The sequence below is a fragment of the Photobacterium salinisoli genome, assembly GCF_003614885.1.
GTDB classification, from domain to species: domain Bacteria; phylum Pseudomonadota; class Gammaproteobacteria; order Enterobacterales; family Vibrionaceae; genus Photobacterium; species Photobacterium salinisoli.
On record NZ_QZMS01000011.1, the window covers coordinates 226,996 to 252,594 of the forward strand.

General features: G+C 48.0%; 26 protein-coding genes and 1 riboswitch. Of the genes, 16 read left to right on the forward strand and 10 right to left on the reverse strand.

Going from position 1 to position 25,599, the window contains the following annotated elements; all coding sequences use genetic code 11:
* Positions 1 to 151 precede the first annotated feature (151 nt).
* From D6M16_RS12325 to D6M16_RS12350, 6 genes are all read left to right on the forward strand, one after another.
* Positions 152 to 3,076, forward strand: coding sequence for an MHYT domain-containing protein (locus D6M16_RS12325; protein WP_205576885.1), 2,925 nt, complete (start codon positions 152 to 154; stop codon positions 3,074 to 3,076).
* A gap of 1 nt (position 3,077) precedes the next feature.
* The gene (locus D6M16_RS12330; protein WP_120512183.1) at positions 3,078 to 4,058 is read left to right on the forward strand and encodes a response regulator; all 981 of its coding nucleotides are present in this window, start codon (positions 3,078 to 3,080) and stop codon (positions 4,056 to 4,058) included.
* Between the two features lie 400 nt (positions 4,059 to 4,458).
* The gene (locus tag D6M16_RS12335; protein WP_120512184.1) at positions 4,459 to 4,935 is read left to right on the forward strand and encodes a hypothetical protein; all 477 of its coding nucleotides are present in this window, start codon (positions 4,459 to 4,461) and stop codon (positions 4,933 to 4,935) included.
* A 108-nt stretch (positions 4,936 to 5,043) separates the two neighbouring features.
* The gene (yegD, locus tag D6M16_RS12340) at positions 5,044 to 6,396 is read left to right on the forward strand and encodes a molecular chaperone (RefSeq protein ID WP_120512185.1); all 1,353 of its coding nucleotides are present in this window, start codon (positions 5,044 to 5,046) and stop codon (positions 6,394 to 6,396) included.
* A 41-nt stretch (positions 6,397 to 6,437) separates the two neighbouring features.
* The gene (locus D6M16_RS12345; RefSeq protein WP_120512186.1) at positions 6,438 to 6,899 is read left to right on the forward strand and encodes a GNAT family N-acetyltransferase; all 462 of its coding nucleotides are present in this window, start codon (positions 6,438 to 6,440) and stop codon (positions 6,897 to 6,899) included.
* 138 nt (positions 6,900 to 7,037) lie between these two features.
* Positions 7,038 to 7,481: a YtoQ family protein gene (locus tag D6M16_RS12350; protein WP_120512187.1), complete on the forward strand. Its 444-nt coding sequence runs from the start codon at positions 7,038 to 7,040 to the stop codon at positions 7,479 to 7,481.
* A gap of 48 nt (positions 7,482 to 7,529) precedes the next feature.
* Here the strand turns inward: D6M16_RS12350 and D6M16_RS12355 are convergent, their stop codons facing one another.
* Positions 7,530 to 7,937 carry a VOC family protein gene (locus tag D6M16_RS12355; RefSeq protein ID WP_120512188.1) on the reverse strand — a complete coding sequence of 136 codons (408 nt, stop codon included), beginning with the start codon at positions 7,935 to 7,937 and terminating at the stop codon, positions 7,530 to 7,532.
* Positions 7,938 to 8,046: 109 nt separating this feature from the next.
* Between D6M16_RS12355 and D6M16_RS12360 the strand changes: the two genes are divergently transcribed.
* The 4 genes from D6M16_RS12360 to D6M16_RS12375 all read left to right on the forward strand — a co-directional run bounded on the left by D6M16_RS12360 (position 8,047) and on the right by D6M16_RS12375 (position 11,594).
* Positions 8,047 to 8,349 carry a putative quinol monooxygenase gene (locus D6M16_RS12360; protein WP_120512189.1) on the forward strand — a complete coding sequence of 101 codons (303 nt, stop codon included), beginning with the start codon at positions 8,047 to 8,049 and terminating at the stop codon, positions 8,347 to 8,349.
* An 810-nt stretch (positions 8,350 to 9,159) separates the two neighbouring features.
* A complete protein-coding gene (locus tag D6M16_RS12365; protein ID WP_162941018.1) occupies positions 9,160 to 9,588 on the forward strand; it encodes a hypothetical protein in 429 nt (142 codons plus the stop codon).
* Between the two features lie 79 nt (positions 9,589 to 9,667).
* Entirely contained in the window at positions 9,668 to 10,387 is a 720-nt protein-coding gene (locus D6M16_RS12370; RefSeq protein ID WP_240435610.1) for a L,D-transpeptidase family protein, read from the forward strand.
* 127 nt (positions 10,388 to 10,514) lie between these two features.
* Positions 10,515 to 11,594, forward strand: coding sequence for a threonine aldolase family protein (locus tag D6M16_RS12375; protein ID WP_120512191.1), 1,080 nt, complete (start codon positions 10,515 to 10,517; stop codon positions 11,592 to 11,594).
* Between the two features lie 50 nt (positions 11,595 to 11,644).
* Here D6M16_RS12375 and D6M16_RS12380 read toward each other — a convergent pair whose 3' ends face one another.
* The gene (locus D6M16_RS12380; protein ID WP_120512192.1) at positions 11,645 to 12,682 is read right to left on the reverse strand and encodes an AraC family transcriptional regulator; all 1,038 of its coding nucleotides are present in this window, start codon (positions 12,680 to 12,682) and stop codon (positions 11,645 to 11,647) included.
* A 234-nt stretch (positions 12,683 to 12,916) separates the two neighbouring features.
* On the opposite strand from D6M16_RS12380, the gene D6M16_RS12385 reads away from it, so the two are divergent.
* Positions 12,917 to 13,432 (forward strand): 2,4'-dihydroxyacetophenone dioxygenase family protein, encoded by a 516-nt coding sequence (locus tag D6M16_RS12385; RefSeq protein ID WP_120512193.1) that lies wholly within the window; start codon positions 12,917 to 12,919, stop codon positions 13,430 to 13,432.
* Positions 13,433 to 13,507: 75 nt separating this feature from the next.
* Positions 13,508 to 14,314, forward strand: coding sequence for an SDR family NAD(P)-dependent oxidoreductase (locus D6M16_RS12390; RefSeq protein ID WP_120512194.1), 807 nt, complete (start codon positions 13,508 to 13,510; stop codon positions 14,312 to 14,314).
* Between the two features lie 88 nt (positions 14,315 to 14,402).
* Here D6M16_RS12390 and D6M16_RS12395 read toward each other — a convergent pair whose 3' ends face one another.
* The gene (locus D6M16_RS12395) at positions 14,403 to 15,413 is read right to left on the reverse strand and encodes an adenosine deaminase (RefSeq protein WP_120512195.1); all 1,011 of its coding nucleotides are present in this window, start codon (positions 15,411 to 15,413) and stop codon (positions 14,403 to 14,405) included.
* 104 nt (positions 15,414 to 15,517) lie between these two features.
* Positions 15,518 to 15,617: riboswitch (purine riboswitch) on the reverse strand.
* 164 nt (positions 15,618 to 15,781) lie between these two features.
* Positions 15,782 to 16,282 carry a sll1863 family stress response protein gene (locus D6M16_RS12400; RefSeq protein ID WP_120512196.1) on the reverse strand — a complete coding sequence of 167 codons (501 nt, stop codon included), beginning with the start codon at positions 16,280 to 16,282 and terminating at the stop codon, positions 15,782 to 15,784.
* A 163-nt stretch (positions 16,283 to 16,445) separates the two neighbouring features.
* On the opposite strand from D6M16_RS12400, the gene D6M16_RS12405 reads away from it, so the two are divergent.
* Together D6M16_RS12405 and D6M16_RS12410 are read left to right on the forward strand one after the other, a co-directional pair.
* Positions 16,446 to 17,990 carry a bifunctional GNAT family N-acetyltransferase/carbon-nitrogen hydrolase family protein gene (locus D6M16_RS12405; protein ID WP_120512197.1) on the forward strand — a complete coding sequence of 515 codons (1,545 nt, stop codon included), beginning with the start codon at positions 16,446 to 16,448 and terminating at the stop codon, positions 17,988 to 17,990.
* A 25-nt stretch (positions 17,991 to 18,015) separates the two neighbouring features.
* Positions 18,016 to 18,993, forward strand: a complete 978-nt coding sequence (locus D6M16_RS12410; protein ID WP_120512198.1) for a DUF2860 family protein — start codon at positions 18,016 to 18,018, stop codon at positions 18,991 to 18,993.
* A gap of 52 nt (positions 18,994 to 19,045) precedes the next feature.
* Here D6M16_RS12410 and D6M16_RS12415 read toward each other — a convergent pair whose 3' ends face one another.
* The 4 genes from D6M16_RS12415 to trhO all read right to left on the reverse strand — a co-directional run bounded on the left by D6M16_RS12415 (position 19,046) and on the right by trhO (position 22,543).
* Positions 19,046 to 19,705 (reverse strand): DsbA family protein, encoded by a 660-nt coding sequence (locus D6M16_RS12415; RefSeq protein ID WP_120512199.1) that lies wholly within the window; start codon positions 19,703 to 19,705, stop codon positions 19,046 to 19,048.
* Between the two features lie 109 nt (positions 19,706 to 19,814).
* Positions 19,815 to 20,636, reverse strand: coding sequence for an arylamine N-acetyltransferase family protein (locus D6M16_RS12420; RefSeq protein ID WP_120512200.1), 822 nt, complete (start codon positions 20,634 to 20,636; stop codon positions 19,815 to 19,817).
* Between the two features lie 144 nt (positions 20,637 to 20,780).
* Positions 20,781 to 21,302: a peptide-methionine (S)-S-oxide reductase gene (locus D6M16_RS12425; RefSeq protein ID WP_120512201.1), complete on the reverse strand. Its 522-nt coding sequence runs from the start codon at positions 21,300 to 21,302 to the stop codon at positions 20,781 to 20,783.
* 260 nt (positions 21,303 to 21,562) lie between these two features.
* Positions 21,563 to 22,543, reverse strand: a complete 981-nt coding sequence (gene trhO, locus D6M16_RS12430; RefSeq protein ID WP_120512202.1) for an oxygen-dependent tRNA uridine(34) hydroxylase TrhO — start codon at positions 22,541 to 22,543, stop codon at positions 21,563 to 21,565.
* Between the two features lie 360 nt (positions 22,544 to 22,903).
* On the opposite strand from trhO, the gene msrB reads away from it, so the two are divergent.
* Positions 22,904 to 23,350 (forward strand): peptide-methionine (R)-S-oxide reductase MsrB, encoded by a 447-nt coding sequence (gene msrB / locus D6M16_RS12435; RefSeq protein WP_120512203.1) that lies wholly within the window; start codon positions 22,904 to 22,906, stop codon positions 23,348 to 23,350.
* Between the two features lie 29 nt (positions 23,351 to 23,379).
* Here the strand turns inward: msrB and D6M16_RS12440 are convergent, their stop codons facing one another.
* Positions 23,380 to 23,664: a sll1863 family stress response protein gene (locus D6M16_RS12440; protein WP_120512204.1), complete on the reverse strand. Its 285-nt coding sequence runs from the start codon at positions 23,662 to 23,664 to the stop codon at positions 23,380 to 23,382.
* Between the two features lie 329 nt (positions 23,665 to 23,993).
* On the opposite strand from D6M16_RS12440, the gene def reads away from it, so the two are divergent.
* A complete protein-coding gene (gene def / locus D6M16_RS12445; protein ID WP_120512205.1) occupies positions 23,994 to 24,509 on the forward strand; it encodes a peptide deformylase in 516 nt (171 codons plus the stop codon).
* A 60-nt stretch (positions 24,510 to 24,569) separates the two neighbouring features.
* Here the strand turns inward: def and D6M16_RS12450 are convergent, their stop codons facing one another.
* Complete coding sequence (locus D6M16_RS12450; protein WP_120512206.1) at positions 24,570 to 25,466, reverse strand: DMT family transporter; 897 nt, start codon at positions 25,464 to 25,466, stop codon at positions 24,570 to 24,572.
* Between the last annotated feature and the right edge of the window lie 133 nt (positions 25,467 to 25,599).

Sequence of the window (25,599 nt, forward strand, 5' to 3'; positions counted from 1 at the left end):
TGTTGATTATTAGCACTTACTAACGCCCGAGTGGTTTACTCTTAACGACCGACAGGATAATGTGAGCGCCCATTGATACAAAAATACAACACTAGATTAACTCTAACTGGTTACCTCGCCTCATAGCCGAATAACTGGTCTTTGATAAATCATGATTGCAGATCTATTTTCACGTTTTTTTATCTCCGACAGTACCGATCCAAGCCTTATGGTCACTGGTGAATATAACTATTCACTGATTGCCATTTCTTTGCTTATCTCTGTCGGTGCCTCCTTACTGGCGCTTTCTTTAGCCGAATCGGCTAAGCAAAGTCATAACTGCATGCTGCGCCGCCTCCATATTCTGACAGGCGCTGCTTCGTTAGGAGTGGGTGTATGGGCCATGCATTTTATTGGTATGTTAGCGTTCGAGCTATGTACCACAGTGAATTACGACATCAGCACTACCCTGTTTTCCGCCATACCCAGCTTTCTTGCTTCTTGGGTAACGCTCCAGTTACTGATCAAACGAACGATAAGTAATGCGCGGCTGTTGCTGTGTGGGGTGACAGTCGGGCTGGGCATCGGCTCAATGCACTACATTGGCATGGCGGCGATGGTATTGGGCCCTGCACTGAAGTATGACCCTGTTTTATTTGCACTCTCCATTTTAGTCGCCGCCTCATTAGCCACACTGGCCTTATGGATCAGTTTTGGTCTGCGCAAACATCGCTCAATGCCTGGCTATCAGATCCAGCTCATTGCCAGTGTTGTCATGGGTCTTGCCATTGCAGGCATGCATTATACCGCCATGGAAGCGACCCGTTTTGTCGGCCAGCCCGATCCGGCATTCATTCCCGGCAGCCAGCGTCATTATTTATTGGCCATTACCATTTCCATTGTCACCGTATCCCTGAGCCTGATTATTGCAGCTATCAACGCCCTGACCCGCTACCGCTCATTACTGCAGCACAGTGAAGAAACCGCTGCTGAGCTGAAAGCCACCATAGATACCGCCGTAGACGGCATTATCAAAATGTCTCACCGCGGTATTATCCTGTCATTTAATGCCTCGGCTGAACGTATTTTTGGTTATCACGAGAGTGAGGTCATTGGCAGAAACATCAGCATGCTGATGCCAGAACCCTATCAAAGCGCCCACGATTCCTATCTGGAAAATTACCGCAAAACCGGCACTGCGCGCATTATTGGCATTGGCAGGGAAGTCACTGCGCTGCACAAAAATGGTCTGATGAAGCCGATTCGATTGTCTATCGGTGAGTCTAAACTGAATGGCGTCAGCACCTTTGTCGGCGTGATCACAGACATCAGCAAGCAAAAACAAATGGAAGCTGATTTACGCCGTTCCAAAGAAGAAGCAGAAATCGCGGCTCAGGCAAAAAGTACTTTTCTGGCCAATATGAGCCATGAATTGCGAACACCAATGAATGCCATTATCGGTTTTTCCGAACTCATGCTGGACGGCAAAATGAGTACCGATCAGCAAAGACACCTTGGCATTATCCGGCATTCGGCCAAAACCCTGCTCAACCTGCTTAACGATGTACTGGATTCTGCCAAACTGGAAAGCGGTTCCACACAGCTTGAATCAAGCCATTTCTCTCTTCGCCAAATCTGTGAGCAATTGATCGCGACCCAATCTCTGTTAGCCAACAAAAAAGGCATAGAGCTGACAATGCGCTATGACCCGCAGCTCAGTGAATATTTCCAGGGTGATCCGCTCCGCGTTCAGCAAATTATCCTGAACTTACTGAGTAACGCGGTGAAGTTCACCGAGCGGGGGTATGTCAGACTGGACATCAGTTCCAGCCGCATCAAAGGTATCACCATTCTGGTCGAGGACACAGGGATAGGCATTGCGTCCGACAGGCTGGATAGCATTTTCGCTCCTTTCTCGCAGGCAGACAGTACCATGTCCCGCCGTTTTGGCGGCACCGGCCTGGGAACAACCATAGCCAAACAGCTGGTTGAACTCATGGAGGGTAAAATTACTGTCTACAGCCAGCCTGGCAAGGGCTCAACCTTCCGTGTTGATCTGCCACTGCTGGCAGGCCAGTCCGCTCAGATTGATGACAGCACAAAAAACAATGTGCATATTCCACCAATGACTATATTGGTGGCAGACGATGTCGAACAAAATCTGGAGCTGATGACTGGATTACTGAAAAGAGATAACCATCAGTTAATCATGGCCAGAACCGGAACAGAAGCCATAGAACAATATAAGTCCAGGCACATTGATATTGTTCTCATGGATGTTCAAATGCCTGAACTGAATGGTCTGGAAGCCAGTAAAGCCATCCGTGCTTACGAAAAGGAACAAAAGTTAAAAGAAGTGCCTATTATTGCATTGACGGCGAGCGTACTTGAAAAAGACAGGCGTAATGCACTCGCCGCCGGCATGAATGGATTTGCCGTCAAACCAATCGATATCTATGCGCTGAAAGCAGAAATTGCTTACCTGAAAGGGATTATCAGCCAGGCACCGGTTCACCCGGAGAAGCCGGACGACAACCAGGATACCCTGATCGATCTGGAAAAAGGACGCCTGCTCTGGGGTAATGAACAATCGCAGCTCGCCGCCATACAGAAATTCATCAGCCAGCCACAGCACCACCCGGATTTTCTGGCTCGCTTACTCAGTGGCAGCCAGACAAAAGCGCTGTCGCATGTACACCGCCTGAAAGGTGTGACTGGCAACCTGTGCATGCCGGGTATCCACCACTGCATGAAAAAACTGGAACAAGCATTACAGCGTGACGAAAATACCGTTCCGCTGTTTACCCAATACCGTGAAATGTTTAATGCCATTACGCAGCTGCTGATGTCGGTTGAGGATTTCTCTGCTAAGCCTGAGCATCAAACGACAACAACCCTCAACCATGACGATATCAGCAAAATCATCCAGCAACTGGAACAGGGCGAAATGCCGGATTGCGCTTTTTCGGCGGTTAAATCCCAGCTACCTGCAGAACTGGCAATGGATGTGGAATCGGCCATGAGCGATTTTGAATTGGATCGAGCAGCCACGCTGCTAAATAACTATCTCGTCAGCCAGCAGACTGTGGAGGCATAACATGGATGAACGTAAAACCCTTCTGGTAGTGGATGATGAACCCGCCAATTTGCAAGTACTGAAAAACATTCTGGCATCAGATTACCGACTGCTTTTTGCCAGGGATGGCAACCGCGCCATTGCTCTTGCCAACACAGAAAAACCCGACCTGATCCTACTCGATATCATGATGCCTGGCCTGTCCGGCTATGAGGTTATTGAACAACTGTCTGCGGCACCAGATACAAAACACATTCCAGTGATATTCGTAACCGCACTGTCCGACACCAAAGATGAAACACAAGGTTTTGCGTTGGGCGCCGTCGATTTCATCACCAAACCCGTCAGCCCGCCCGTTGTCCGGGCCCGTGTGAAGAATCAGCTGTCGCTGGTCAAAATAGATGAGCTGAAATCAACACGGCTTTCCGTGGTTCAGAAACTGAGCAGAGCAACAGAATATAAAGATAACGAAACAGGCCATCACGTCATTCGTATGAGCCATTATGCGCACACCATTGCAAAAGCCGCAGGTTGCAGTCCGGCGTGGTCGGAAACCCTGCTGCATGCAGCACCTATGCATGATATAGGCAAGATTGGTATCCCGGATCATATTCTGCAAAAGAAAGGGGCACTGTCTGGTGAGGAGTGGCAAGTCATGCAGCGCCATACTCTGATAGGGGCTGAAATTCTGGGTAATGACACCTCCGAACTGATGCAGATGGCCAAAAACATCGCCGTCTATCATCATGAAAAATGGGACGGCACAGGATACCCCTACGGTTTAGAGGCTGACGCCATCCCCATTGAAGCACGCATAACAGCTATTGCCGATGTATTTGATGCGCTGACAAGTAAACGCCCTTACAAGCCAGCCTGGAGCGTTGAAGATGCGTCTGACTATATCCGTAAGCACAGTGGCACTCACTTCGATCCGGTACTTGTTGATGCCTTTAATCGCTGCCAGTCAGAATTAATTGAGTTGAAAAAGAAATGGCCTGATTAAAATCCGCAGACAAATAGATTCATAAAAACTGATCGATGTACTCTCTGATAAACAATAAGCAGTATATTGCATCACCATTAGGCAGAGAAAAGCCATAAAGAATATTGCCGACTGTTGCCACAGTAAATTTAGGTCATGCTAATTCACATAAGACTTAAATTTCATAATGTTATGTAATAGTGCTTTTAATTCACTAAAATGAGACCCCCACAGCATTTTCATCATTTCAAACGCCATAAAAGCGAAAAACTGACATTCAAATGTTAAAGAACACGGCATTATATGAAATTATATTTGTTGGGGAATGTTGTTAACTAATGAAACTTTGCATCTGTAAATTTGTAACTACAACTATCGCAATAACATGCGATGCGATAAACAGGCAAATGGTGCGTAAATAATGTACTGCGTACAATGCGGTGTTCGAACGCTGGATAAACCTGACGGTACTCCGGTAGAAATGTGTAAAAAATGTACTGAGGGCGAACAATCGCAATCTCAGGATTCTCTGCGCTCAAAATACTCACTCAAATTCAGGCTGGCGATAGGTTTTCATGCCCTTTACGCGATTATCTGGCTGATACTGGGGATCGTTTCAGGTTTTCAGGCCGCTATCGACGGCATCATGAACATTGAAACCAACAACTTCTCTATGGTGCTGCTGGCTGTGTTGATGATAGTACTTCACCTCTCTGCCGGATACGGACTATTGATCCTCCATCCCTGGGCTGAAAAAGCCACTATCTTGTTTGGTTGCATACTGTTTTTCTTCTACCCCTGGGGGACAGTGGCTGGCTCTACGCTCATTTATTCATTGATTCAGCTCCGATACGATTACACGCTCACGTCAAAATTCTTCCGTAAGCTTTATCGCTAGAAGCTGTTCTGCGACAAGCAATACAATTGTTAAGGTCAGCACTTCCTTTTCTTGTCTTAGGCCGAAATTTTCGTACACTGGTCGGCTTTTTAGTTGTCAGGAGGAAGTATGTACATAGGTTTCGACTACGGCACAGCCAACTGCGCTGTTGCTATTATGGAGAATGGTCAGCCAAGGTTGCTTCCCCTTGAAGGTGATAGCTTTTTCATTCCTTCAACGCTTGCCGCACCCACCCGCGAGGCCGTCAGCGAGGCGCTATTTCGTCACTATGACATCAAACCCGCTGATAAAATTGGCGAGCAATTACTGCGTCGTTCGATCTCCGCCAACAGAGACGATGACATCATCGTTGACGCGCACGCCTTACAGTTTGGTCAGCAAGCACTGGACACCTACCTCAATGATCCTGATGAAGTGTATTACGTCAAATCACCCAAGTCCTTTCTCGGCGCTTCCGGTTTACATGACATCCAACTGAGCCTGTTTGAAGATCTGGTCTGTGCCATGATGGCAAACATCAAGCACAAGAGTGAAAGCCAGTGTGGTGAGAGTGTTACGCATGCTGTTATCGGGCGCCCTATCAACTTTCAGGGAACAGGCGGAAGTAAAGCTAACCAGCAGGCCGAGAGTATTCTGCGCCGGGCAGCAACACGCGCAGGCTTCAAAGCGATAGAGTTCCAGTTTGAACCCGTGGCCGCCGGTCTGGAATACGAGAGTCAGCTGCAAGAAGACAAAACCGTACTGGTGGTTGATATTGGTGGCGGAACAACCGACTGTTCCGTACTGCAAATGGGACCGGGCTGGTTAAATAAAGAAGACCGAACCGAAGGATTACTGGCCCACAGCGGTAGCCGTGTCGGCGGCAACGATCTGGATATTGCCCTCGCCTTCGAACGCATTATGCCTCTGTTTGGCAAGCACAGCACCAACCAGCGCGGGCTGGCAGCCCCGATCAGCCAATTCTGGAACCCGGTGGCGATCAACAATGTGGCCGCGCAAAGTGATTTTTACGCCAGTGCTAACTTAGCCGTGTTGCAGCAACTCGTGCGTGACTCCGCAGAGCCTGCTTTGCTGCAAAGACTGTTGCAGGTCTATCACCATACATTGGGTCATCAGCTTGTACGCGAAGCCGAGCTGCTGAAAATCGCGTTGTCCGATGCATCCAGTGCCAGCACTGAGATCCGCATCGGACAGGAAACACTGCCCATCAGCTGTACAAATCATGAACTGGCAGAAGCGGTCAACAGCAATGCGGAGAAGATCAGCAGTCTGATCAATGAAGCCCTGTCTCAGGCTGACTGCGCACCAGACGTAATCTTTATGACAGGCGGTAGCGCCCGCTCGCCCATGTTACGACAGCTTATTGAGCAACGCCTGCCAGGTGTGCCGATTGTGGCCGGCGATTATTTTGGTTCGGTTACCGCTGGCCTCAGCCGCTGGGCTGAGTTCTGTTTCCGTTAATCGGCAATGATTCAAACCATCAATTAACAGAACGAAAACCGATGCAAATCAGACAGGCAACAGCAACAGAAATGGACTTACTGTATATGATGGGCTTCGACACCTGGGGCTGCGAAATGCCCCAGGCTGACTATCTGGCTGCCTGCAGGCACAGCCAGAAATATGCCGCCGGCCAGTGGTACGTACTGGCAGAAGCAGGCATACCTGTCGCTTCACTGATTCTGTATCGTAATCAGTTTGGCCTGAAAGACGGACAGGCTGGAATAGGATCGATAGCAACATCGCCGTCTCATCGCCGACAAGGTTTTGCCGGACGGTTGATTCTCGGCATTGTCCGTCATCTTTTTACAGCCACAGCGACAACAACAGTTTTTCTTCATAGCGATATCAACACCGTATTTTATCAAAAGCTCGGCTTTGAACGAATCTGCCTCGAAAACAATTGCATGTTCATCACTCGCACGCCGGATACTCCCCTGCGTACTATCCCGACCTACTTCTGATTGACCGCCACCACTCAGGTGTGCAATTTTAGGTGTAATTGTGTACAATAAATCCTTTAAACACTGATGTTTCTGTCTGTCTCTATACCGTGTATACATAGAGCGGCTGAGACATGCACTCATAAAAAGGAGTTAGCAATGACCTGGAATGTCTATCTTTCTGGCGAAATCCACACCGATTGGCGAGAGCAAATCATTAAAGGCTGCGAGGCGAAAGACCTCAATATTGTGTTTACTTCCGCCGTTACAGATCACGACAGCAGTGACGCCGCCGGTGATGGTTTAGGAGCGGAATCAGACAGCTTCTGGCGCGATCATAAATCGGCCAAAGTCAATGCCATCCGCATCCAGAACATGATCAAACAATGCGACATGGCCGTGATCCGCTTCGGTGATAAGTACAAACAGTGGAATGCGGCGTTTGATGCCGGATACTGTGCTGCACTGGATAAACCCTATATCACACTGCACAGTGAAGACATTGTGCATCCGCTCAAAGAAGTGGATGCCAGCGCGAAAGCATGGGCGACAAGCCCGGGGCAAATAGTTGAGATTCTGGACTATTTACTCAATCAGAAATAAAACTGTACCCAACGCAATCTTACCGGTTACGTTGGGTCAATCCCCTTTCTAACGCAGGCGCTGGCCTGAAACAGCAGGATGATAAATCGGCTGAACCACATTACCGGCCGGATCGGTACAGTGAAAACTGCGCGCACCATCACTGTGATCGTGCGGTGTATCCAATAACGGCACGTCTTTGGCTTTGAGAAAATCGAACCAGGCTTGTAGTTCTTCTTTACTGTCGACAATGAAGCCAAAATGGTCAAGTGACTGATTGCCATTCTCCTGCGGTTCATACGCCCTGCTAAGCGACAAATTGTCATTACCACAGGTAAGGTAAATCAGGTTATCGCTCGCTTTCCTTAGCACTTCCATACCCAGTATATCGGTATAGAAACGGATACACTCCTCAAAGGGATATACCGCTAACGCTAAATGTCGCAATCCGTTTAAAGGTTTTGGTCTCTCTGTCATTTTCAGCCACTCCGTGTGCAATAACCAAACACATTGTATACAATAAAGGACCATATATTCAAACGAAGAACGTGTTGTTCCTCAAACGGACAGAAAGGAAGTGCGCTTTATGTTTTGTATTGTTGTGAAAAATTCAGTCAAAGCAGGGTTTCGAGACCAGTATCTCTCCATCATGAAAGAAAACGCCAAGGCGTCAGTAGAGAATGAAGAAGGCTGCCTGGTGTTTGATGTGCTGTCATCTCAGGACAACGACCACTGCTTCTACCTGTATGAAATCTACACCAGTGAAGACGCACTTGCGGCGCACAAACTGACACCGCATTATCTTGAAAGTCGCAAGCACTTAGCAGGTTTAATCGACGATCAATCCGTCATTCGCTGTGATGTGGAACATCGTAATTTCCAGCCGTAATCTTATCAGGGTTGAGATCGTCATTTGTCAGCACCATCTTCTGGAGACAGGCATCTCAAGTGCCTGCCTCCAAACACCATGATCAGACTCAAAACTGCGCCAGCCAGAAAAATCCGCATATCGCCTTCATTTTGGTCGCCTTAGTAACACGCCCCATGAACTGACTAATAACGTAGAGAAGTAAGGTGGATTATGAAAAGCTTTACCCGTTTATCCCTCACTTTGATGTGTGGCCTTATAATATCGTCAGCTGCAAACGCTGGTTGCGGTGAAATGCAATCGCAGTGCATAGTGTTCGAGCACGGTGAGACAACGCCGGTCAGCTGCTCCATTTCGGTCTGTGCCAATACCACCGAATTTGATACCTATTGGACACTCAGCAACGGTTCTGAGATCTCCCATCACATCAACGCGAGCAAAACCACCATTAAGGTAAACGGTCAAACCGGATTCGCATTACCATCAGCGATATTACAAGACAAACTGAGTTGCTATAGCGCGCCAGGTATGAGCAGCATTTATTGTGCGAAAGACGTGTTACTTTAACCGTAACAACCAAAGAAGAACGTAAGGGCAATACCCCTGCTTTGTGCAGTAAGCCATCCACACTGCTGACAGCCATTTGCCCGCTTTTTCTGCTGTCTCTTGTCTGCTTTTTAATTGCTTATCCCTATCCCTCGCTTAAACCTATTGCTTACCTATCATTTTGTAATTAACCAGTTAATGACGCGTAGCGTTCTGACGCCATTAGATACTGTCATTGGTTGGGGTTGCTGACCCCTTTTCATCATTATAAGAATCAAGGTGAGTATGAAAAAGGCACTATCAATTATTCTTCTCTCATCGTTATCAGGCTGTACATCTATGGGGCAGCCAGATCCTGAGATCGGGTTTGAGTCTACCGTTAACCTGAACGGTTATTATTATTCAGAACGCAACGGTAATATTCTGGAAAATGGGCAACTGGTACAAAAGAAAACCTACTCCTACATTAAATTTAATAGCTTAGAAGAAAATCAGCTGACGTACATCCTAGCAACGTCTCCGGCTGTGAACGGCATTGTTCGGGGTGATGCAATCAACACCCGAGTCACCAGCAACTACCATGTTGAGAATAACCATGGCGACAAAGGTTACCGAATCAGTTTCTACCAGCAAAAAGGCAACATGCATATTGATTACGTGCTGAATGCAGACCTCAATGGCGTTATCGAAGATTTTACTTTCCAGCCACTGTGATCTGACACACTGCCAGCTTGCTGCTGATAATGTAATCGACACTTTTTGTTTAATGGACTAGATATGACGTTGGGGAATTATGCGCACTAAACACTTACCAGCCTTCTTTGCTGTTATGTCTTTACTGATGAGTGCTCATGCTCAAGGGCAGTCAATTTCAACCTCTATTTCCCCTTCGTCGCTGGGGAAGCGTACCGTTGATGACGTTCTCGCCACCTACGGCCACTTATCTGAAATGCGTCTGAAGTACAGATTTCGCCAGGCTGATGTGAGCTATCCGCCAGAGAAAATTGCGCTGCTCGGCCTGAAAGAAGAAAAAGCACTGGAACTGTGGGCATTTGATTCGCAGGGTCGCCGACATTTTGTATACAGTTACCCTGTCACGGCAGCGAGCGGCAAAGCAGGACCAAAACTCAAAGAAGGTGACCGTCAGGTACCGGAAGGTATCTACAAAATTATCGGTCTTAATCCGAACAGCCGTTTTCACTTGTCGATGAAGCTTAATTATCCCAACGACTTCGACCTGAAATACGCCGCGCTTGAAGGCCGGCAATCCCCGGGATCCAATATATTCATTCATGGAAAAGCCGACTCCATTGGTTGCCTGGCTATCGGCGACAGTGCGGTGGAAGAATTGTTTACCCTGGTGGGAAAAATTGGCAAAGACAATGTCGAAGTGGTCATTGCACCGCATGACCCACGAAAAAATCCGATCCGCCCTGTACCCGACACTTCCCCCGCTTGGATATCGGAATTGTATGCATCAATTGAAACTGAGTTTTCCCGTTTTGAATATTAAGACGACGATTGGCATTCCCGACCGACTCCCTGTCATAACCGGCAATGAAACCTGTTGCATTCGGTGATAGCCCACTATAAGCTTCTGGCAAAATATTAAATGTAAGTCGCTTATTTCAAGGAATACTATGAGCACGGAATTACGCTCTCAATGCACTCTCTCTATCCCCGGCAATCATGAATTGTCTCCGGCCGAGATCTTCCGGCAAATGGCAGACTGGTGTCAGGACAATCAGATCAAACATGATATTTACGGTCAGGGCGATGATCTGCAGCAGTTTGAAACCAAAGTCGCCGATCTCCTGGGCTACGAAGCTGGCCTGTTCGTTATTTCGGGTACAATGACCCAACCTACCGCACTACAACTGGCCTGTATCGCACGAAAAAACCCTATTGTGGCCATGCATCCTTCCAGTCATATTTATCTGCACGAAGCACAAGGCTATCTGCTGCAGCAACGCTTTACCGTTCTGCCTGTAGGTAACCCTTATAAAACCTGGTCTTTGGCCGATCTGCAAGAATGGCCGGACGACATTGCTGCCGTACTGTATGAACTTCCAATGCGCGAAATTGGTGGTCAACTACCTGAATGGGAAGATTTAAACGCGCTCAAAACCCATTGCCGCGAGCAGGGTATTCATCTGCACATGGATGGCGCCCGATTGTGGGAAACCAAAGCCTGGTATGGCCGTGAGTACAGCGAAATTGCAAACGGGTTCGATTCGGCTTATGTCTCTTTATATAAAGGCATTGGCGGATTGGGCGGCTCGATGCTGCTGGGCGATCAGGCATTCATTGAAAAGGCTCGCCTCTGGATGCAACGCCAGGGCGGCAACGTCTATCATCGCACACCGTATGCAGTTTCCGCGGCGATGCAGTTCGACCAGCGCCTGGCACTGATGCCGGCCTTGTTCGAACGTACTCAGCAGCTTTACCGTATATTGGAAGATTACCCGCTGTTAACGCCCAATCCGTCAGCACCGCAGGCAAATATGCTGCATCTGTATCTGCCGGTCAGCGCCGACAAGGCCTTAGCCATTCGTGACAAGCTAGCAACAGAGCAGAAGATCTGGCTGGGAAATCCGCAACAAGCCGCTCTGGCAGATCAGTCTTTTCTGGAATGGTATGTCGGCGACAACCTGGTCAACCTGAGCGATGAGAAACTGCGGGCAATATTAGACTGGTTTGTTGACGAACTGGCAGCCTGATTATTATTCACCCGGTTGGCGGATTCAAACTGACCGGGCCATTGACCCAATTACCTCACTCTGCGTTTCAGTCCTGTTCTCTTCTTTATGCCTTCTTGCTTTTGCCACTGTCTGGGCGTTAGGCCAAACCACGCGCAAAATGCCCGGGAGAAAGCAACATTATCAGCATATCCCAGCACTTCGGCCAACTGTGTCAAGCTCATATTGGATTCCCGCAGGTAACGCGTTGCCATTTTCTTTCGCGTCTCCTCCAGAATAATTTTGAACGATGTCCCTTCATCTTTAAGATAACGCTGCAAGGTCCGGGAACTTAACATCATGAATTGCGCGACATCCGTTAACGAGCCTTTCCCGTTCGGTAACAGGCCATACAGTACCCGCCTGACCTGTTCCGGTATTTTATCTAAGGTGACATCTTCAAGACGCTGAATATGCTGCTTCACGAGTCGGTGAAGTGAAGGATCGGCATTGACCAGAGGCTGTTTCAGCCACTGCCGCTCAAAGCCCAGGCCGTTATATAATGAATTAAAATCTGGTGTTTGCTGCAACACAGCATCGTACTCTGTTACAGAAGCCAAAGGTAAGTGCTGAAAAAAAATGTGCTTCGGTTTCCATTGTTTACCGAAGAACAGCTGCAACAGCCGCAATCCGACACCAATTGCCACTTCTGTGATAGGTGCTACATCATCATCAATTTCCAGGCTGGGGTTATAACAGAGCACGACCAGATCGTCTGTTTCTACCAGTCTGATCTCCGCGCCTTCAGAGTGCAGATAAAAATTGTTGATTAACTCGTGCAGCGCCTGCTCGACATTTTGTGCGTTGCTGATCAGATGAAATAACGGGCCAATCGCAGCTGTTCCCTGATACAGGCCGAACTTCAAACCTACCAACGGTATATTGAAGCGCAATTGAGCCAGCGTCATCAATCGCGTAAACCGCCGGAACAGAATCAGATGCTCAGGGTGGGTAAATACATCAGAAGGCAGACCAGCTTCTCTGATCAGCGGTCCAACTTTCACTTTGTGTGCCAAAGCAAACGCGTCAAAACGCGCAATGTTAACCGCTCTGACATACAAATCTTTCACTGCCCCTTTCCCCTCACTTTACCAGTTACGGATTAGTATCCATTAAATTCAAACGCAATCGACCACGCTATGAGAAAAATGAGATCCGAGTTAGCCATCCTTCATTTGGCGGAACATATCTTTTATTTGGCGTAAATTATCAATGTTAGCACCACCATATTGTTGCAAAGTTGTTACTCGCAATAACCAATAACGACAATATCACTTATCACTCAGTGAACAATGGAGCAAAGTATGGGCCTGCCATTTCTGGTTAACGAACATCACGAACTGCTGACTCTCAATAATAATGAACTGCCAATTTACAGAGATGCGCTGCCAGACATCCCGGGTGTGCATGTTCAGCCACAATTTCTGGACCCGGATAATGGCGTATGGGTATTACGCGTTCTGTTTGAGCCGGGTGTTGTGCTTCCAATGCACTATCATACAGGTTCAGTTCACTTATGGACGCTGTCTGGCTGTTGGCACTATGCTGAGTATCCTGATCAGCCACAAACGGCAGGTTGTTACCTGTATGAGCCTGGCAGTTCAATTCACCAGTTCCTTACCCCGGCGGATAATACCGAAGTCACAGACACCCTGATGGTAGTGACAGGTTCAAACATCAATTTCGATAAAGACGGCAATTATCTCGGCATGCTGGATGCCAACTCCATTATCGCCGTCATTGAGCACCTGATTCGCGAGCGCGGTTTGGAGCCAGCCACATACATTCGCCCTGAGCCAGCAAAATACACCACGAAATAATCACTTTCAGCGTTAAAAAGCCGGGGTGACCCGGCTTTTCATTGTGGCCTTCAACTGTTAGCCGAGAAAATTATTATGAGTAAAAATGTCTTCATTACTGGTGGTGCGAGCGGTATGGGCCTGCAACTTGCCAGGCAGTATTTGCGGCAAGGTAACAAAGTTGCCATTTTCGATCTCACGATCCCAGATTCAGTGTCAATCGAATTACCTCAGCTCAGTACAAACGATTTTGGTTTCTCAGAGCACTGCGCCAATGTCTGCGATTTGCCTGCTTTGCAGGCACAGGTAGAACAAGCGGTCGCCACCATAGGTAAGCCGGATCTTGTTATCCATTGCGCCGGGATTCTTCTGGCAGATCGCTTTGAGCATCACTCGCAGAGCGACTACGAAAAAGTTGTCTCAGTGAACCTGTTTGGCACACGAAATGTCGTTGAGGCCGTATTGCCTTACCTGAATGAGGGTGCTCATTTATCCATGATCTCATCCATGGCCGGCATCACAGGCAACTATACCTATGCTGCCTATTGCTCTTCAAAATTCGCCGTGATGGGACTGTCGAAAGTCTTACGGATGGAACTGAAACCTAAAGGTATCGATGTCTCTGTCATTTGCCCGCCAGAAGTATCAACCCCTATGGTGACGAAAGAACACCAAACAATTGATCCCATTTGCCTTGAACTCAAGATGGTGGCAGGGGTATTAAGCGTAGAGCAGGCAGTGAGAGACATCATGGCGGGTCTGGAAAAACGCAAACATATTATTGTGCCCGGATTTAAAGCCAAACTCATTTATCTGCTTAACCGCTACATGCCTGATGCCGTGATGTTTTCCATTGTCGACAGAGTGATTGCAAAAGGTCTCAAAAAGGTAACCAGTCAGTAACTCGCGCATTGTCGAGTCGCCCGACAAGGCGCGACTCGACCTCAATGCTATCTGGCAGAGGCATTTCTCTACCGTTGTTTCACCTACACTATGCCTGATAATTGTCCAGGTAATCCCGTGTCATTCTCGTCAGACGTTGCTTTTCTTCAACACTGATAAAACTGGCCTGAATCGCATTGAGGGTAAACTGCGCGATCTCTTCACGCGTCATTGGATGTGCATCGGCCACCGCCTGAAAATTCGCTGTCATATAGCCACCGAAATACGCCGGATCGTCAGAATTGATGGTGACACACAGACCTTTACGTAACAGCTCGACAATATTGTGGTCTTTCATATCCTCGAACACTTTGAGTTTTAAATTCGACAGCGGGCAAACAGTTAAGGGCACCTGCTCCTGCACTAAACGCTCAACCAGCACCGCATCGTCAACACAACGGACGCCGTGATCCACTCGGGTCGCCCCCAGCAGATCCAGAGTATGGGTGATATTTTCCGACGGCCCTTCCTCACCCGCGTGAGCCACGGTCAGAAAACCTTCAGCCAGCGCTTGCTGAAAGACCGCTTTGAATTTCTCCGGCGGATTGCCCTGCTCCGAAGAATCCAGCCCCACTCCTACAATTTTATCTTTATGTGGCAGCGCCTGATTGAGCGTGACAAACGCAGACTCCTGATCGAGATGACGAAGAAAGCACATGATCAGTTGACTGGAAATACCCAGCGTTTCCCTGCCCTGCTCCAGTGCGCGGTGAATCCCATTCACTACAGTATCAAAGGCAATGCCCCGCTCGGTATGGGTTTGCGGATCAAAGAAGATCTCTGTGTGTACCACATTATCGGCTTTACAGCGCAGCAGGTAGGCCCAGGTTAGATCGTAAAAGTCCTGCTCGTGAATCAGTACATTCGCGCCCTGATAATAAATATCCAGAAAAGACTGCAGATTATGGAACTGGTACGCAGCACGTACTTCATCTGGGGAGTGAAACGGAATTGTTATCTGGTTTCTCTCAGCCAGTGCAAACATCAGCTCAGGTTCCAGCGAGCCTTCAATATGCAGGTGTAATTCCACTTTCGGTAAACCAGTAATAAAGGATGTCATAAGGTGCTCTTAATCAGATTCTCAATACGTTGACTGGGATGATTAACAGCTTTTCTGCAGCAAAGGAGAATGGGATATTCTGACCATGACAAAGAGAAAAGCGATTAATCGACTTAACTCTTCGTAATCAGAATTTTACGGATTCTGGTAGAGACCCCCACACCCTATCAGTGGGGTTATACGAAGCGGGTTGTACCGGTTACTCGTTAACCGATGACCACAACGAGTCACACTTTCTCATATCAATTACAGGCTTGCAAGCCATGCAGGTTATCTTGACAGCCAGGTGCCAAAAAAACGTACTGTCGGTGACAGATAACAGCGCGCCCCTTGAAAGAGGCGCAGCGGTCTTCATATTATTTCTCGTCTTACTTTTGTTCTTGCTGTTCTTTTGAAAATTCTTCACTGGCCTTTTGCCAGGCATCGCTCAGGCTGTCATAGGCGCCAGAAAAGCCTTCCTTGACATGATCCCAAGCATCGGCAGAGCTGCTCTTCATACTGCCATACCATTCAGCCAGTTTCACACGCTGTTCCTGCATGGATTTCAGGCTTTCTCTTGATTTCTCGCGGGCAGCCTGATCCATATTGTCCCAGTCTTCTTCTATCTGGGTCTGCAATTGATCAATATGTTTATCCAGGCTGTCGATGCCTTCTTTTGTCGCCTTCATCGCTTCGTCTTTTTGCTCTGCGGAGTAATTTTTCAGTGACTCCAGCAAATCCTGCGTTTCTTTATTCACTTGTTCAGCGGATGTGGCTGCTTCTTCTTTTTCTTTTTCGTGATGGGCCGCACTGACCATTCCGGGCAACAGCCCGATGGACACCACAAGTGCACACACTGAGGCATAACGACGAACTAAACTCTTTTCCATATTTCCTCCTAGCGTAGTGATATGAATGAAGAATCAGACCTAAAGTATGGCCTATCCCTAATAAAATTGTGTTCACTCACTGTCAGGATACGGTTCACTGGCGAATCCTAACGGATGTTCCATACTTTATAGCACTGGTTTCAACAATGAAAAACAATAAGTTATGGATGAGAACAACAGCACTTTATTAAATCTGCGCACTATTGAGCCTTCAGACTTCAAGCAACTTGCTGCACTGGAAGATCTGGTATTCCCGGATGTTGGTGGTGCCTGGCCAAAGTCGACCATTCAGGGTCTGATCAAACATTTTCCCGATGGGCAAATCTGCATTGAGGACAAGGGAAAAATCATCGCCGCTGCACTGACCATTAAAGTCAGCTACAACCGCTATTCGCTGAACCACACCTATCTGGATATCGTTGATGCCAACAATGTAGCCTGCCACAACCCGAACGGGGATGCCTTGTATGGGTTAGACGTATTTGTCCACCCGGATTATCGCGGGCTTCGCTTAGGACGCCGTTTATACGAAGCCCGTAAGGAGCTTTGCCGGGCAAACAACCTGAAAGCTATTCTGGCCGGCGGACGGATTCCGGGTTACCACAAGTATGCGGATGAAATGCACGTGTCTGAATATATTGCCAAGGTTAAACGCCGTGAAATTCACGACCCGATACTCTCGTTTCAGCTTGCCAATGATTTCGACGTCAAACGCCTGATGAACCGCTATTTGCCTGAAGATGCTAAGTCCAAGGGCTACGCCACGCTGCTTGAATGGGACAATATTTTCTATGAGGAAGATATCTCGATCCATCAAACTGAGAAAACACTGATAAGGCTGGGCATAGTGCAGTGGCACATGCGTCGGGTCGTGTCGGTCGACGACCTGATGAACCAGGCCGAGTTTTTTGTGTCTTCGCTATCCAAATATCAGTCCGATTTTGCATTATTCCCTGAATTTTTTAATGCGCCACTGATGGGTTTAGCCAGAGACAAAGATTCGGTTGAGGCCATTCGCTACCTCAGTCAATTCACAGAAGAAATCCGTCAGCGTTTCTCTCAGTTGGCTGTCACTTATAACATCAACATCATTGCTGGCAGTATGCCCTACCTGAAAGGTGACAAACTATATAACGTGTCGTATCTGCTGCACAGAGACGGTGATATTGACGAACAATATAAAATTCACATCACACCGCACGAAGTCAGAGACTGGGTCATAGACGGAGGAGATAAAGTCAAAGTCTTTGAAACCGATGCAGGCCGCATTGGTATTCTGATTTGCTACGATGTGGAATTTCCTGAACTGGGCCGGCTTTTAGCTGATCAGGGAGTCCAGATTCTGTTCGTCCCTTTCTGGACTGATACCAAAAACGGGTATCTGCGGGTGCGTATTTGCGGCCAGGCACGGGCTATTGAGAACGAATGTTATGTCGCGCTGGGTGGCAGCGTTGGCAACCTTCCCCGGGTCGATAATGTCGATATTCAATATGCTCAATCAGCCGTATTTTCGCCTTCTGACGTGTATTTTCCGCATGATGCCATCATCACGGAAGCCAATGCGAATACCGAAATGATTATTTTCGCAGATGTCGACTTATCCAAACTAAAACTATTGCACAACGAAGGCTCTGTCACTAACCTAAAGCATCGACGCTTGGATCTTTATAAAATGAAGACCAAAAAACGTAACAAAAAGAAACATTAACCGATGCTTTTCACAGGAAGTGGCCATGCTACGAACTTTTCGACAGACAGTGCTCATTCTTGGGGCGCTGTCTGCTTTTTCAGTTTCCGCTCAGAGCACAGTCAAACCCGGCTTGTCAGGTAATGTCAGTATCAACCTGGGCTGGTTTAAGAACGATTCTCTCCTGAGCACGGAGCAATCGTCCGTACTCAATTCACTGGATGAACCAGGCACGGATGAAGAAAAAACCCTGCCCCTGCCGATGTGGGATCTACAGCTGGGTGTTGCCCCAAATACCGAGCTGTATTTCAAATCAGCACTGGGGGGAATGGCGAGCAGTTTCTATATGCAAGCGGGCCTTACTCAGTATTTGAGCGACGGCTCCAGCATAGGCATTGGTGTTATTCCCGGCTTTTTTGACAACAAAGTATGGGACGACCCTTTCCTGACTGGCACACCAAGACAGGAAACCAAACGTTCCATTCGGGGCGCGGTTCTCGACTTCAACCGCATTGCAGGAACCAATGTGTCGTTGGAGCTGGCCGCGGGTAAACGAAAAATCGACGATGAGCGCAGCGGCTCCACCTACAGTACAGCGGCTCAAGACGCACTTAAACGTGAAAGTGATCTTTTCTATGCCGCACTGAGCCAAAAGCTGGATTTAACTCGTCAGTTTGGCATTGACTGGAAAGTTCACTATATCGATGACAGTGCGGAAGGTGGTGCGATAGCGAACAATCGCTATGGTGTTGAACTAACGGCCCGGCAACGCCTCGACCGCTATATTGTGATGCTGGGTGCCAGCGCAGCATGGATTGACTATGACGAGGCTCATCCTATTTTTAACCAGATCCGGGATGACAACCGATACGGTTTTTCCGCGACCTTGATCTACCTGGCCCCGTTTAACTGGCGAAACGCCAGTGCCGTTGCCCGTGCTGGATTTGACAACCTGACGTCCAATATTGATTTTTATGAAGAAACTCAGAACCTGTACAGTATAGGACTGGCCTACACGTTTTAATCATATTGCACACGATGGCAGTCCGCACTGCCATCGTGTGATTCATAAACGACTAACTTTTTTTCACAAACCACCCTTTCATTACCGACTTGGCGTTTGCCCATTTGATCTTATCCTTGATGTCATTGAGCGTAGTCAGTTCATTCTGGTAGGCAACTGCAATCGGCCAGTGCTGGCCATCCACTTCCAGCACCAGAGAAGGAAAACCCGACACGCCCAGCGCCGCTGCTTTGTTTAGATCCTCCTGAAGTAATAGCTCAACGTCCTCACTGATAAGGTCTTCCATGAACTGTACAACATCCAAACCGAGCTCATCTGCCAGCGTTGCGTGCGTATCATAATCAGAGGGATTCATGGCCCGCAGGTAATAGGCCTGCTGAATCGCCTCTGTCATTGCATGTTCCTGTCCCTGCTTTTTTGCGGCGAGAACAGCCCGGCAGGCAGGGTAAGTTGACCGGCGCGGCTGACACTGTGTCCAGAAGTCATGATTAAATTCCGTGCCTAACTGGCTGGCTATCCGGCGCCAGGTCAGCTGCAACATCTGCTGCATTTCTTCAGGCATAGGCTGATCGCTGTCAGGTGCCAGACCACCCAACACGCAGCGGATTTCCACATCAGCCGGCAACTGAGTTTTGAGCCGCTGAAAAGCAGGGCGATAACCCCAGCACCAGCTACACATGGGATCATGAACATAATACAAAATAGCGCCCACACATTTCTCCAGACTGAGGCTTTAAATAGAATTTCTAACCGTTCATTCTATATATATCATGGCTATACACCAGCTTTAGCGCAATGATTGTCCCCCGCTTTTGCTGCTGTTACTGCTGCTGACGTATCTTAGCCCTTTGATGTGAAAACAAGGTTGCAGCATCCTGTTCCGTTAACTGCAAATTAAATTGCGTGGTCAGGAGTTGGTACAGCATGGTGGCGTCACTGATATCGACTGATCTCTCCTGCCCTGTCTGATCATCATATTCAAAGTAGGTCAGGTTCCGAATCAGATAACGCCGAGTCTCGAGAATCCGGGATACCACCAGATGATTCACAAATACGGCATCAGGAGCCTGATGACTGTAAAAATGACTGATAGTACAATCGGATTCCAGATATTCCGCAAAATCAAAGCGATACAGTGTCACCACTTCATCAGAGTTTGTGGCAATTACCAGCATGCCGCCCCGGTTGTCAGACTCCACGCTGTACTGGTATCTGATATCAGCCTGAGGCAGATTGGTGTCCAGAGAAAGAATCTGTCTTGGGTTCATAACTCCGAATCCGGCATCAATCAGATACTGCTTATCGTGCAACGTCAGTAAGGTTAACCGGTGCGAGCGGCCATTGTCCGGATTACCGTTGAGCATCACACGGCCAATCAGGGGGCGAACATCAAAGCCCAGCTCTTTCAGCACCAAAAAAATGACCTTGTTATGCTCGAAACAATAGCCGCCACGGCGCTGCACGACCAGACGCTTTAACAAAGCCTCTGGCTCCAGGCTTAACTCATGCTTCAGAATGACATTTGTACTGGAAAACGGATAACGTGCCAGATGGGCAGCTAGCAGAGATTGCAGCCAGTCCAGATTAATTTGCGGATCGTTAACACCCAGACTTTGCAGATATTGATCGATAAGTTTTTTCATTATATTGCTCCGTTACATCTGATGAGATAACGCAACGATAAAACCTCAGGTTAACTTGAGGTCAAGCATTAATTTATTAAAAACCTCTTAATGGTACGTATCACAAACGGCTGTAACGGTTTGTTTATTAACCAGCCTTTGTTCTCACTTTATCTCTACCGGCAACTGTTCCAGCACATGCCGTTTAGCATCGTCAACGCGATCACTGAACTGATTCAGTAAAATGCTGAGTTTCGGGCTGATACGCATCTGGCAAAATGGCTTCTGTGGGTTGCGGTAAAAATAATCCTGAATTTCATGCCGTGATGGCTGAAACGAATTAAAGCGCAGAGCCTGCGTTAAGATAGGTTGTTCGAATTCCGATTGAAGAGCTTTAAGACAAACCTGCGCAGCACGTTGCTGATCAGGACTGAATGTATAAACAGCCGAGCGGTATCTGTGTCGCAAGGCATGGTTCGACGTGCAGCTGTGGGTATAGAGGTGGATCTGAATCAGGGTATATAGATCGATTCTGGCAGGATCAAAGCGCAATAAAATCCCTTCAGACATCTCTTCGTATCCCTGAGCTGACAGCCAACCCTGATCGACTTCGCCAACGCCTTTCAAGGAACGAAACACAGCTTCAGTACACCAATGGCAGCTACCACCCAGACCGACAGTTTCCATCCTCCGCCTCCTGCTTTATCCATTCGACTTTGGTTATTTGACTCCTTACGGCAGGAAATGGTTTCACCGACGGTTGTATCTGACCGATTTACCGGCTCAATTTATGTAATCAAATGTTGCACACGTTTAACACAGCCAGCGAAATATTGGTGCTATTACCGCACTTAGCTTTCGTCGAAAGAATGCTTTGTGTCTCTGAGAAGGGCTTGGAAAGCCTTCCCCGGGAAGGGCTCCCCGGGGATGTTTGTTTGCTAACGCGATTAACGCTGTTCGCGCTGCTGTTTCTTGCGTATCAGCTTTTCCTGACGACGGGCTTCGATAATACTTTTGGCATCCCCGCCAACATGTTGTTCACCACGTTGTGCTGCCAGTTGAACCTGCTTCTCGCGCTCGCGGAAGCGGGCTTTCTGCTCGTCAGTATGTTTATCAAAACATTTCGGGCAGCTTACGCCTTTTTCAAATTGCGCACTCTGCATGTCCTGTTCGGTAATTGGCAAACGGCATGCGTTACACATATCGTAAGAGCCTTTTTCCAGCTGGTGATTCACAGTAACACGGCCGTCAAAGACGTAGCATTCACCTTCCCACAGGCTCTCTTCGGCAGGCACTTCTTCCAGGTATTTAAGAATGCCGCCTTCGAGATGATAAACCTCATCAAAGCCCTGCTCTTTCAGGTAAGCCGTGGATTTTTCACAGCGGATACCCCCGGTACAGAACATCGCCACTTTCTTGTGTTTAGCCGGGTCCAGGTTCTCTTTGACATAATCCGGGAACTCGCGGAAAGTCTCTGTTTTCGGATTAACGGCATGCTTGAAAGTACCGACTTCAATTTCATAGTCATTACGGGTATCGACGACGAAAACCTCAGGATCAGCAATCAGCTGGTTCCAGTCTTTTGGCTTCACATAGGTGCCGACGACATGGCGCGGATCAATGCCTTCGACTCCCATAGTCACTATCTCTTTCTTCAACTTCACCTTGGAACGGTTGAACGGTTGATGATCGTCGAATGACTCTTTGTACACTATGTCTGTTAAACGAGAATCCGTATTAAACCACGCCAGCAGGGCGTCAATACTTTCACGCTTACCGGCCACTGTGCCATTAATACCTTCTTTAGCAAGCAGTAACGTACCGCGAACCTGATTCTCTTCCATCAGGTTCTGTAATGGCTCACGAAGGGCTTCAAAATCTTCCAGTGCAACAAACTTGTACAGTGCACAAACTACATATTGGGACATCGCTTTTCCTCAGTGCGGACTGGATCGTAAATCCAGAGCATTGTTTTATACATAAACGGGTAATCTCTGCTGAGCCTGCGACGTGATCTCGCCGTTTACCAAGCAAGCCTGTTTTCAGGCCGATACCGGTTGGCCCAACATCCCCGTCATTCACAGTTTTTACTACGATTGCACCTATGGGCAGCATACAAAAGTGAATAAGCGCGGCATTATAGCCAAGTCTGGTCGTATAAAACACACATTTAGAATAGGGTTAAAGTATGCAGTTTTCTCGGGGCTGTACCTTTGAGAACCGCTTTTCTTGAAATTTTTAGCCTGTGACCCTATCTATAACACCATACTTGTTAGTTGGAGAACGACATGCTCACTTGGGAAAAAGTTATTGAACACGCTGCCAAAGGCGATATCGTGCCTCCCCGCCGTGTTGAAAAGAGCGAAGAAGAATGGCGCCAGCAACTGACTGACGATGAATATTACATTACGCGCCAGAAAGGCACGGAAAGGCCGTTTAAGTCAGAAATGTGCGAATTGTTCGAGCCAGGAGAGTACGCCTGTGTCTGTTGCGGCAATATGCTGTTTGACGCCAGAGAAAAGTTTGATTCAGGTTCAGGCTGGCCATCCTTCACACAACCGGTAGACATCAATGCTATCAATTATCTGATGGACACCTCGCATGGTATGCAGCGAATAGAAACCGTTTGTTCCGTCTGCGATGCCCATCTGGGTCATGTCTTTCCTGATGGCCCGGCACCCAGCGGACTACGATACTGCATGAATGCCGTTGCGCTTAAAAAAGTCAGCCTGTAAACGCACTTGCCCGATGTCTGTCGGGCAAGTTATTTATATTTATCCCTGGCTGCTTTGAATGCTTTTTTCATTGTTTCGAACGCTTCTTCCGCACCCTGACGCAATTCTCCCCATGCGCTTTCGCTGGCATGTTTCACTTCATCCAGTTTTTTATCTGCCTCCGCTTTTCTGGTTTTCAGTTGCTCAATTTCATCACGATATTTTTCTTTCAGCTCCGCACTGGAATGCTGAGCTTTTGCTTCCAGCTTGTCGATTTCAGCATTGATCTCTTTCATCTGTGCGTTGAGCTTCTCTACAAATGCTTTTCTGTCCATCTCATACTCCCTCAAAGTGTGTGAATCACAGGCGTACCCGTGAATTGTGCATAAACGCATTGCAGATATAAGCATAGCTGCTTAGTCGTGGTCTGAAAGTGTCATTCCGGAATATAAAACAGGAATACTTGTAGTACATGCCTGATAACGCTATACCTGTCCTACTTGAAGTTGCAGCGGTGTTGGCTGCGTTCATTCACTGGAACGCCAGCCCGGCCCAATCACATAGTTCAGCTATGCTCATGGGGATTCACTCACTTGCCGCCTACCTGCATCATCAAGTAGTTTAGGTATATTACTCACCCATAGACGACTAAGGGAGAACAAGGATGATCATCGCGCAGTTAGGCAATCCGATCTTGCGCCAGCAGGCAAAAACGCTGTCGACTGACCAATGGAAAGAATACGCTGCCTTTTTTACCGACCTGGAAGCCCTGATGCTCACTCATCAGGGAGTGGGTATTGCTGCCCCGCAGGTCAGTGAATCACTGCGTGCTTTTATTGTCGCTTCTTCACCAAACGCCCGTTATCCGAACGCTCCTGCTATGGCACCCACGCTTATGCTCAACCCTGAGATTTACTGGATGAGCGAAGAGAAAGAAAAGGACTGGGAAGGCTGCCTGAGTATCCCAGGTATACGTGCACTGGTACCACGTTCCACCAAAATCAGCGTCGGCTACGAGCAGCTTGATGGTCAGAAAGTCCGCTGTGAATTATCCGGCTTCATCGCACGGATTTTTCAGCATGAATTAGACCACTTAAACGGTATTGTCTTTCTTGATCGCGCTGACTCACACGATTACGTCACTGAAGCAGAATACCGCCGGCAACTGGGCCTGAACTGAAAGAAGCGGCTGTAGCCGCTTCTTTCAATTACTATCTTCTCGCCAACTGCTCTTACTTCCTTAGCTATGACCTCTGGCGGACACCGAACTGTTGTCTTGCTGTCCGTCCTGCACAGTGGCTGCAGCCCAGGTTGGCTTGGTAGGTTTCTTCATTAGTAGTAACGCCATCATAATCAAACCAATCCCTGCCCACTGCAGGATCCCAAGGCTTTCTCCGACCAATCCGATACCCAGCAAGACAGCGGTAACCGGGTTCATCAATGAAAACATCGACATGACATTCGGTCCGAGTTTTTTCACTGAACGTACCCAAGCCCAGTAGCCAAACGCGGTATTGAGCAATACCAGCCATAATAAGCCGGGAACAGCCTCCGCAGACAAGGCGACCGGTGCGCCGGCAACAAACCATGCGAAGGGAATCAGCATGATGCCACCGAGAACAAGCTGCCAGGCGGCAAAACTCAGCGCATCGTTGACCGGCCAGCGTTTCATCCAGATAGCGGACTGTGAAACCAGTGCCGTACCAGCCAGGGCAGCCAGGGTGCCAATCGGATCTAAGTCTGCTGACGGGTTCAGCAATAAACCCACCCCAATTAACCCCAGTACCGCTAACACCACTGAACGAGGGTCAGGCTTTTTGCCTTCTCCCAGCCACTGCAACAGCATCATCTGCAGAGGCATAGTGGCGCCTAATGTGCCAGCCACTGATCCTGGCAGTCGGTAAGCTGCAATAAACAGCAACACAAAAAAAGCGGCAATATTGCAAAAACTCAGCAGTGTCATACGGCTCCAGCTCAGCGGCGGTAGCTTAGGACGTAATAACAGCAATACCAGTCCGGCAGGTAATGCCCGCCACACGGCAACCCAGTAAGGAGACATGTCTTGCAGAAACAGGCTGACAGCAGCATAAGTACTGCCCCACAGCATGGGGACTAATAACGCGAGCAGATAGTTCATTTCACTTTCCTTCAAGAATCTTTTCTTAAGATATCTTTTGTTAAAGATAAATTAGTGGCTATTTGTCTTTTAATCAAGTATCTTTTTCAAAAAGTTAATTATGTAATTTTGGCTTAATCACGAACGGACAGGC

Bases quoted from the DNA above. Each gene is read 5' to 3' on its own strand.
- D6M16_RS12325 (WP_205576885.1), top strand. From the start codon at position 152: ATGATTGCAGATCTATTTTCACGTTTTTTTATCTCCGACAGTACCGAT.
- D6M16_RS12330 (WP_120512183.1), top strand. From the start codon at position 3,078: ATGGATGAACGTAAAACCCTTCTGGTAGTGGATGATGAACCCGCCAAT.
- D6M16_RS12335 (WP_120512184.1), top strand. From the start codon at position 4,459: ATGTACTGCGTACAATGCGGTGTTCGAACGCTGGATAAACCTGACGGT.
- yegD (WP_120512185.1), top strand. From the start codon at position 5,044: ATGTACATAGGTTTCGACTACGGCACAGCCAACTGCGCTGTTGCTATT.
- D6M16_RS12345 (WP_120512186.1), top strand. From the start codon at position 6,438: ATGCAAATCAGACAGGCAACAGCAACAGAAATGGACTTACTGTATATG.
- D6M16_RS12350 (WP_120512187.1), top strand. From the start codon at position 7,038: ATGACCTGGAATGTCTATCTTTCTGGCGAAATCCACACCGATTGGCGA.
- D6M16_RS12355 (WP_120512188.1), bottom strand. From the start codon at position 7,937: ATGACAGAGAGACCAAAACCTTTAAACGGATTGCGACATTTAGCGTTA.
- D6M16_RS12360 (WP_120512189.1), top strand. From the start codon at position 8,047: ATGTTTTGTATTGTTGTGAAAAATTCAGTCAAAGCAGGGTTTCGAGAC.
- D6M16_RS12365 (WP_162941018.1), top strand. From the start codon at position 9,160: ATGAAAAAGGCACTATCAATTATTCTTCTCTCATCGTTATCAGGCTGT.
- D6M16_RS12370 (WP_240435610.1), top strand. From the start codon at position 9,668: ATGCGCACTAAACACTTACCAGCCTTCTTTGCTGTTATGTCTTTACTG.
- D6M16_RS12375 (WP_120512191.1), top strand. From the start codon at position 10,515: ATGAGCACGGAATTACGCTCTCAATGCACTCTCTCTATCCCCGGCAAT.
- D6M16_RS12385 (WP_120512193.1), top strand. From the start codon at position 12,917: ATGGGCCTGCCATTTCTGGTTAACGAACATCACGAACTGCTGACTCTC.
- D6M16_RS12390 (WP_120512194.1), top strand. From the start codon at position 13,508: ATGAGTAAAAATGTCTTCATTACTGGTGGTGCGAGCGGTATGGGCCTG.
- D6M16_RS12395 (WP_120512195.1), bottom strand. From the start codon at position 15,413: ATGACATCCTTTATTACTGGTTTACCGAAAGTGGAATTACACCTGCAT.
- D6M16_RS12400 (WP_120512196.1), bottom strand. From the start codon at position 16,282: ATGGAAAAGAGTTTAGTTCGTCGTTATGCCTCAGTGTGTGCACTTGTG.
- D6M16_RS12405 (WP_120512197.1), top strand. From the start codon at position 16,446: ATGGATGAGAACAACAGCACTTTATTAAATCTGCGCACTATTGAGCCT.
- D6M16_RS12410 (WP_120512198.1), top strand. From the start codon at position 18,016: ATGCTACGAACTTTTCGACAGACAGTGCTCATTCTTGGGGCGCTGTCT.
- D6M16_RS12420 (WP_120512200.1), bottom strand. From the start codon at position 20,636: ATGAAAAAACTTATCGATCAATATCTGCAAAGTCTGGGTGTTAACGAT.
- D6M16_RS12425 (WP_120512201.1), bottom strand. From the start codon at position 21,302: ATGGAAACTGTCGGTCTGGGTGGTAGCTGCCATTGGTGTACTGAAGCT.
- trhO (WP_120512202.1), bottom strand. From the start codon at position 22,543: ATGTCCCAATATGTAGTTTGTGCACTGTACAAGTTTGTTGCACTGGAA.
- msrB (WP_120512203.1), top strand. From the start codon at position 22,904: ATGCTCACTTGGGAAAAAGTTATTGAACACGCTGCCAAAGGCGATATC.
- D6M16_RS12440 (WP_120512204.1), bottom strand. From the start codon at position 23,664: ATGGACAGAAAAGCATTTGTAGAGAAGCTCAACGCACAGATGAAAGAG.
- def (WP_120512205.1), top strand. From the start codon at position 23,994: ATGATCATCGCGCAGTTAGGCAATCCGATCTTGCGCCAGCAGGCAAAA.
- D6M16_RS12450 (WP_120512206.1), bottom strand. From the start codon at position 25,466: ATGAACTATCTGCTCGCGTTATTAGTCCCCATGCTGTGGGGCAGTACT.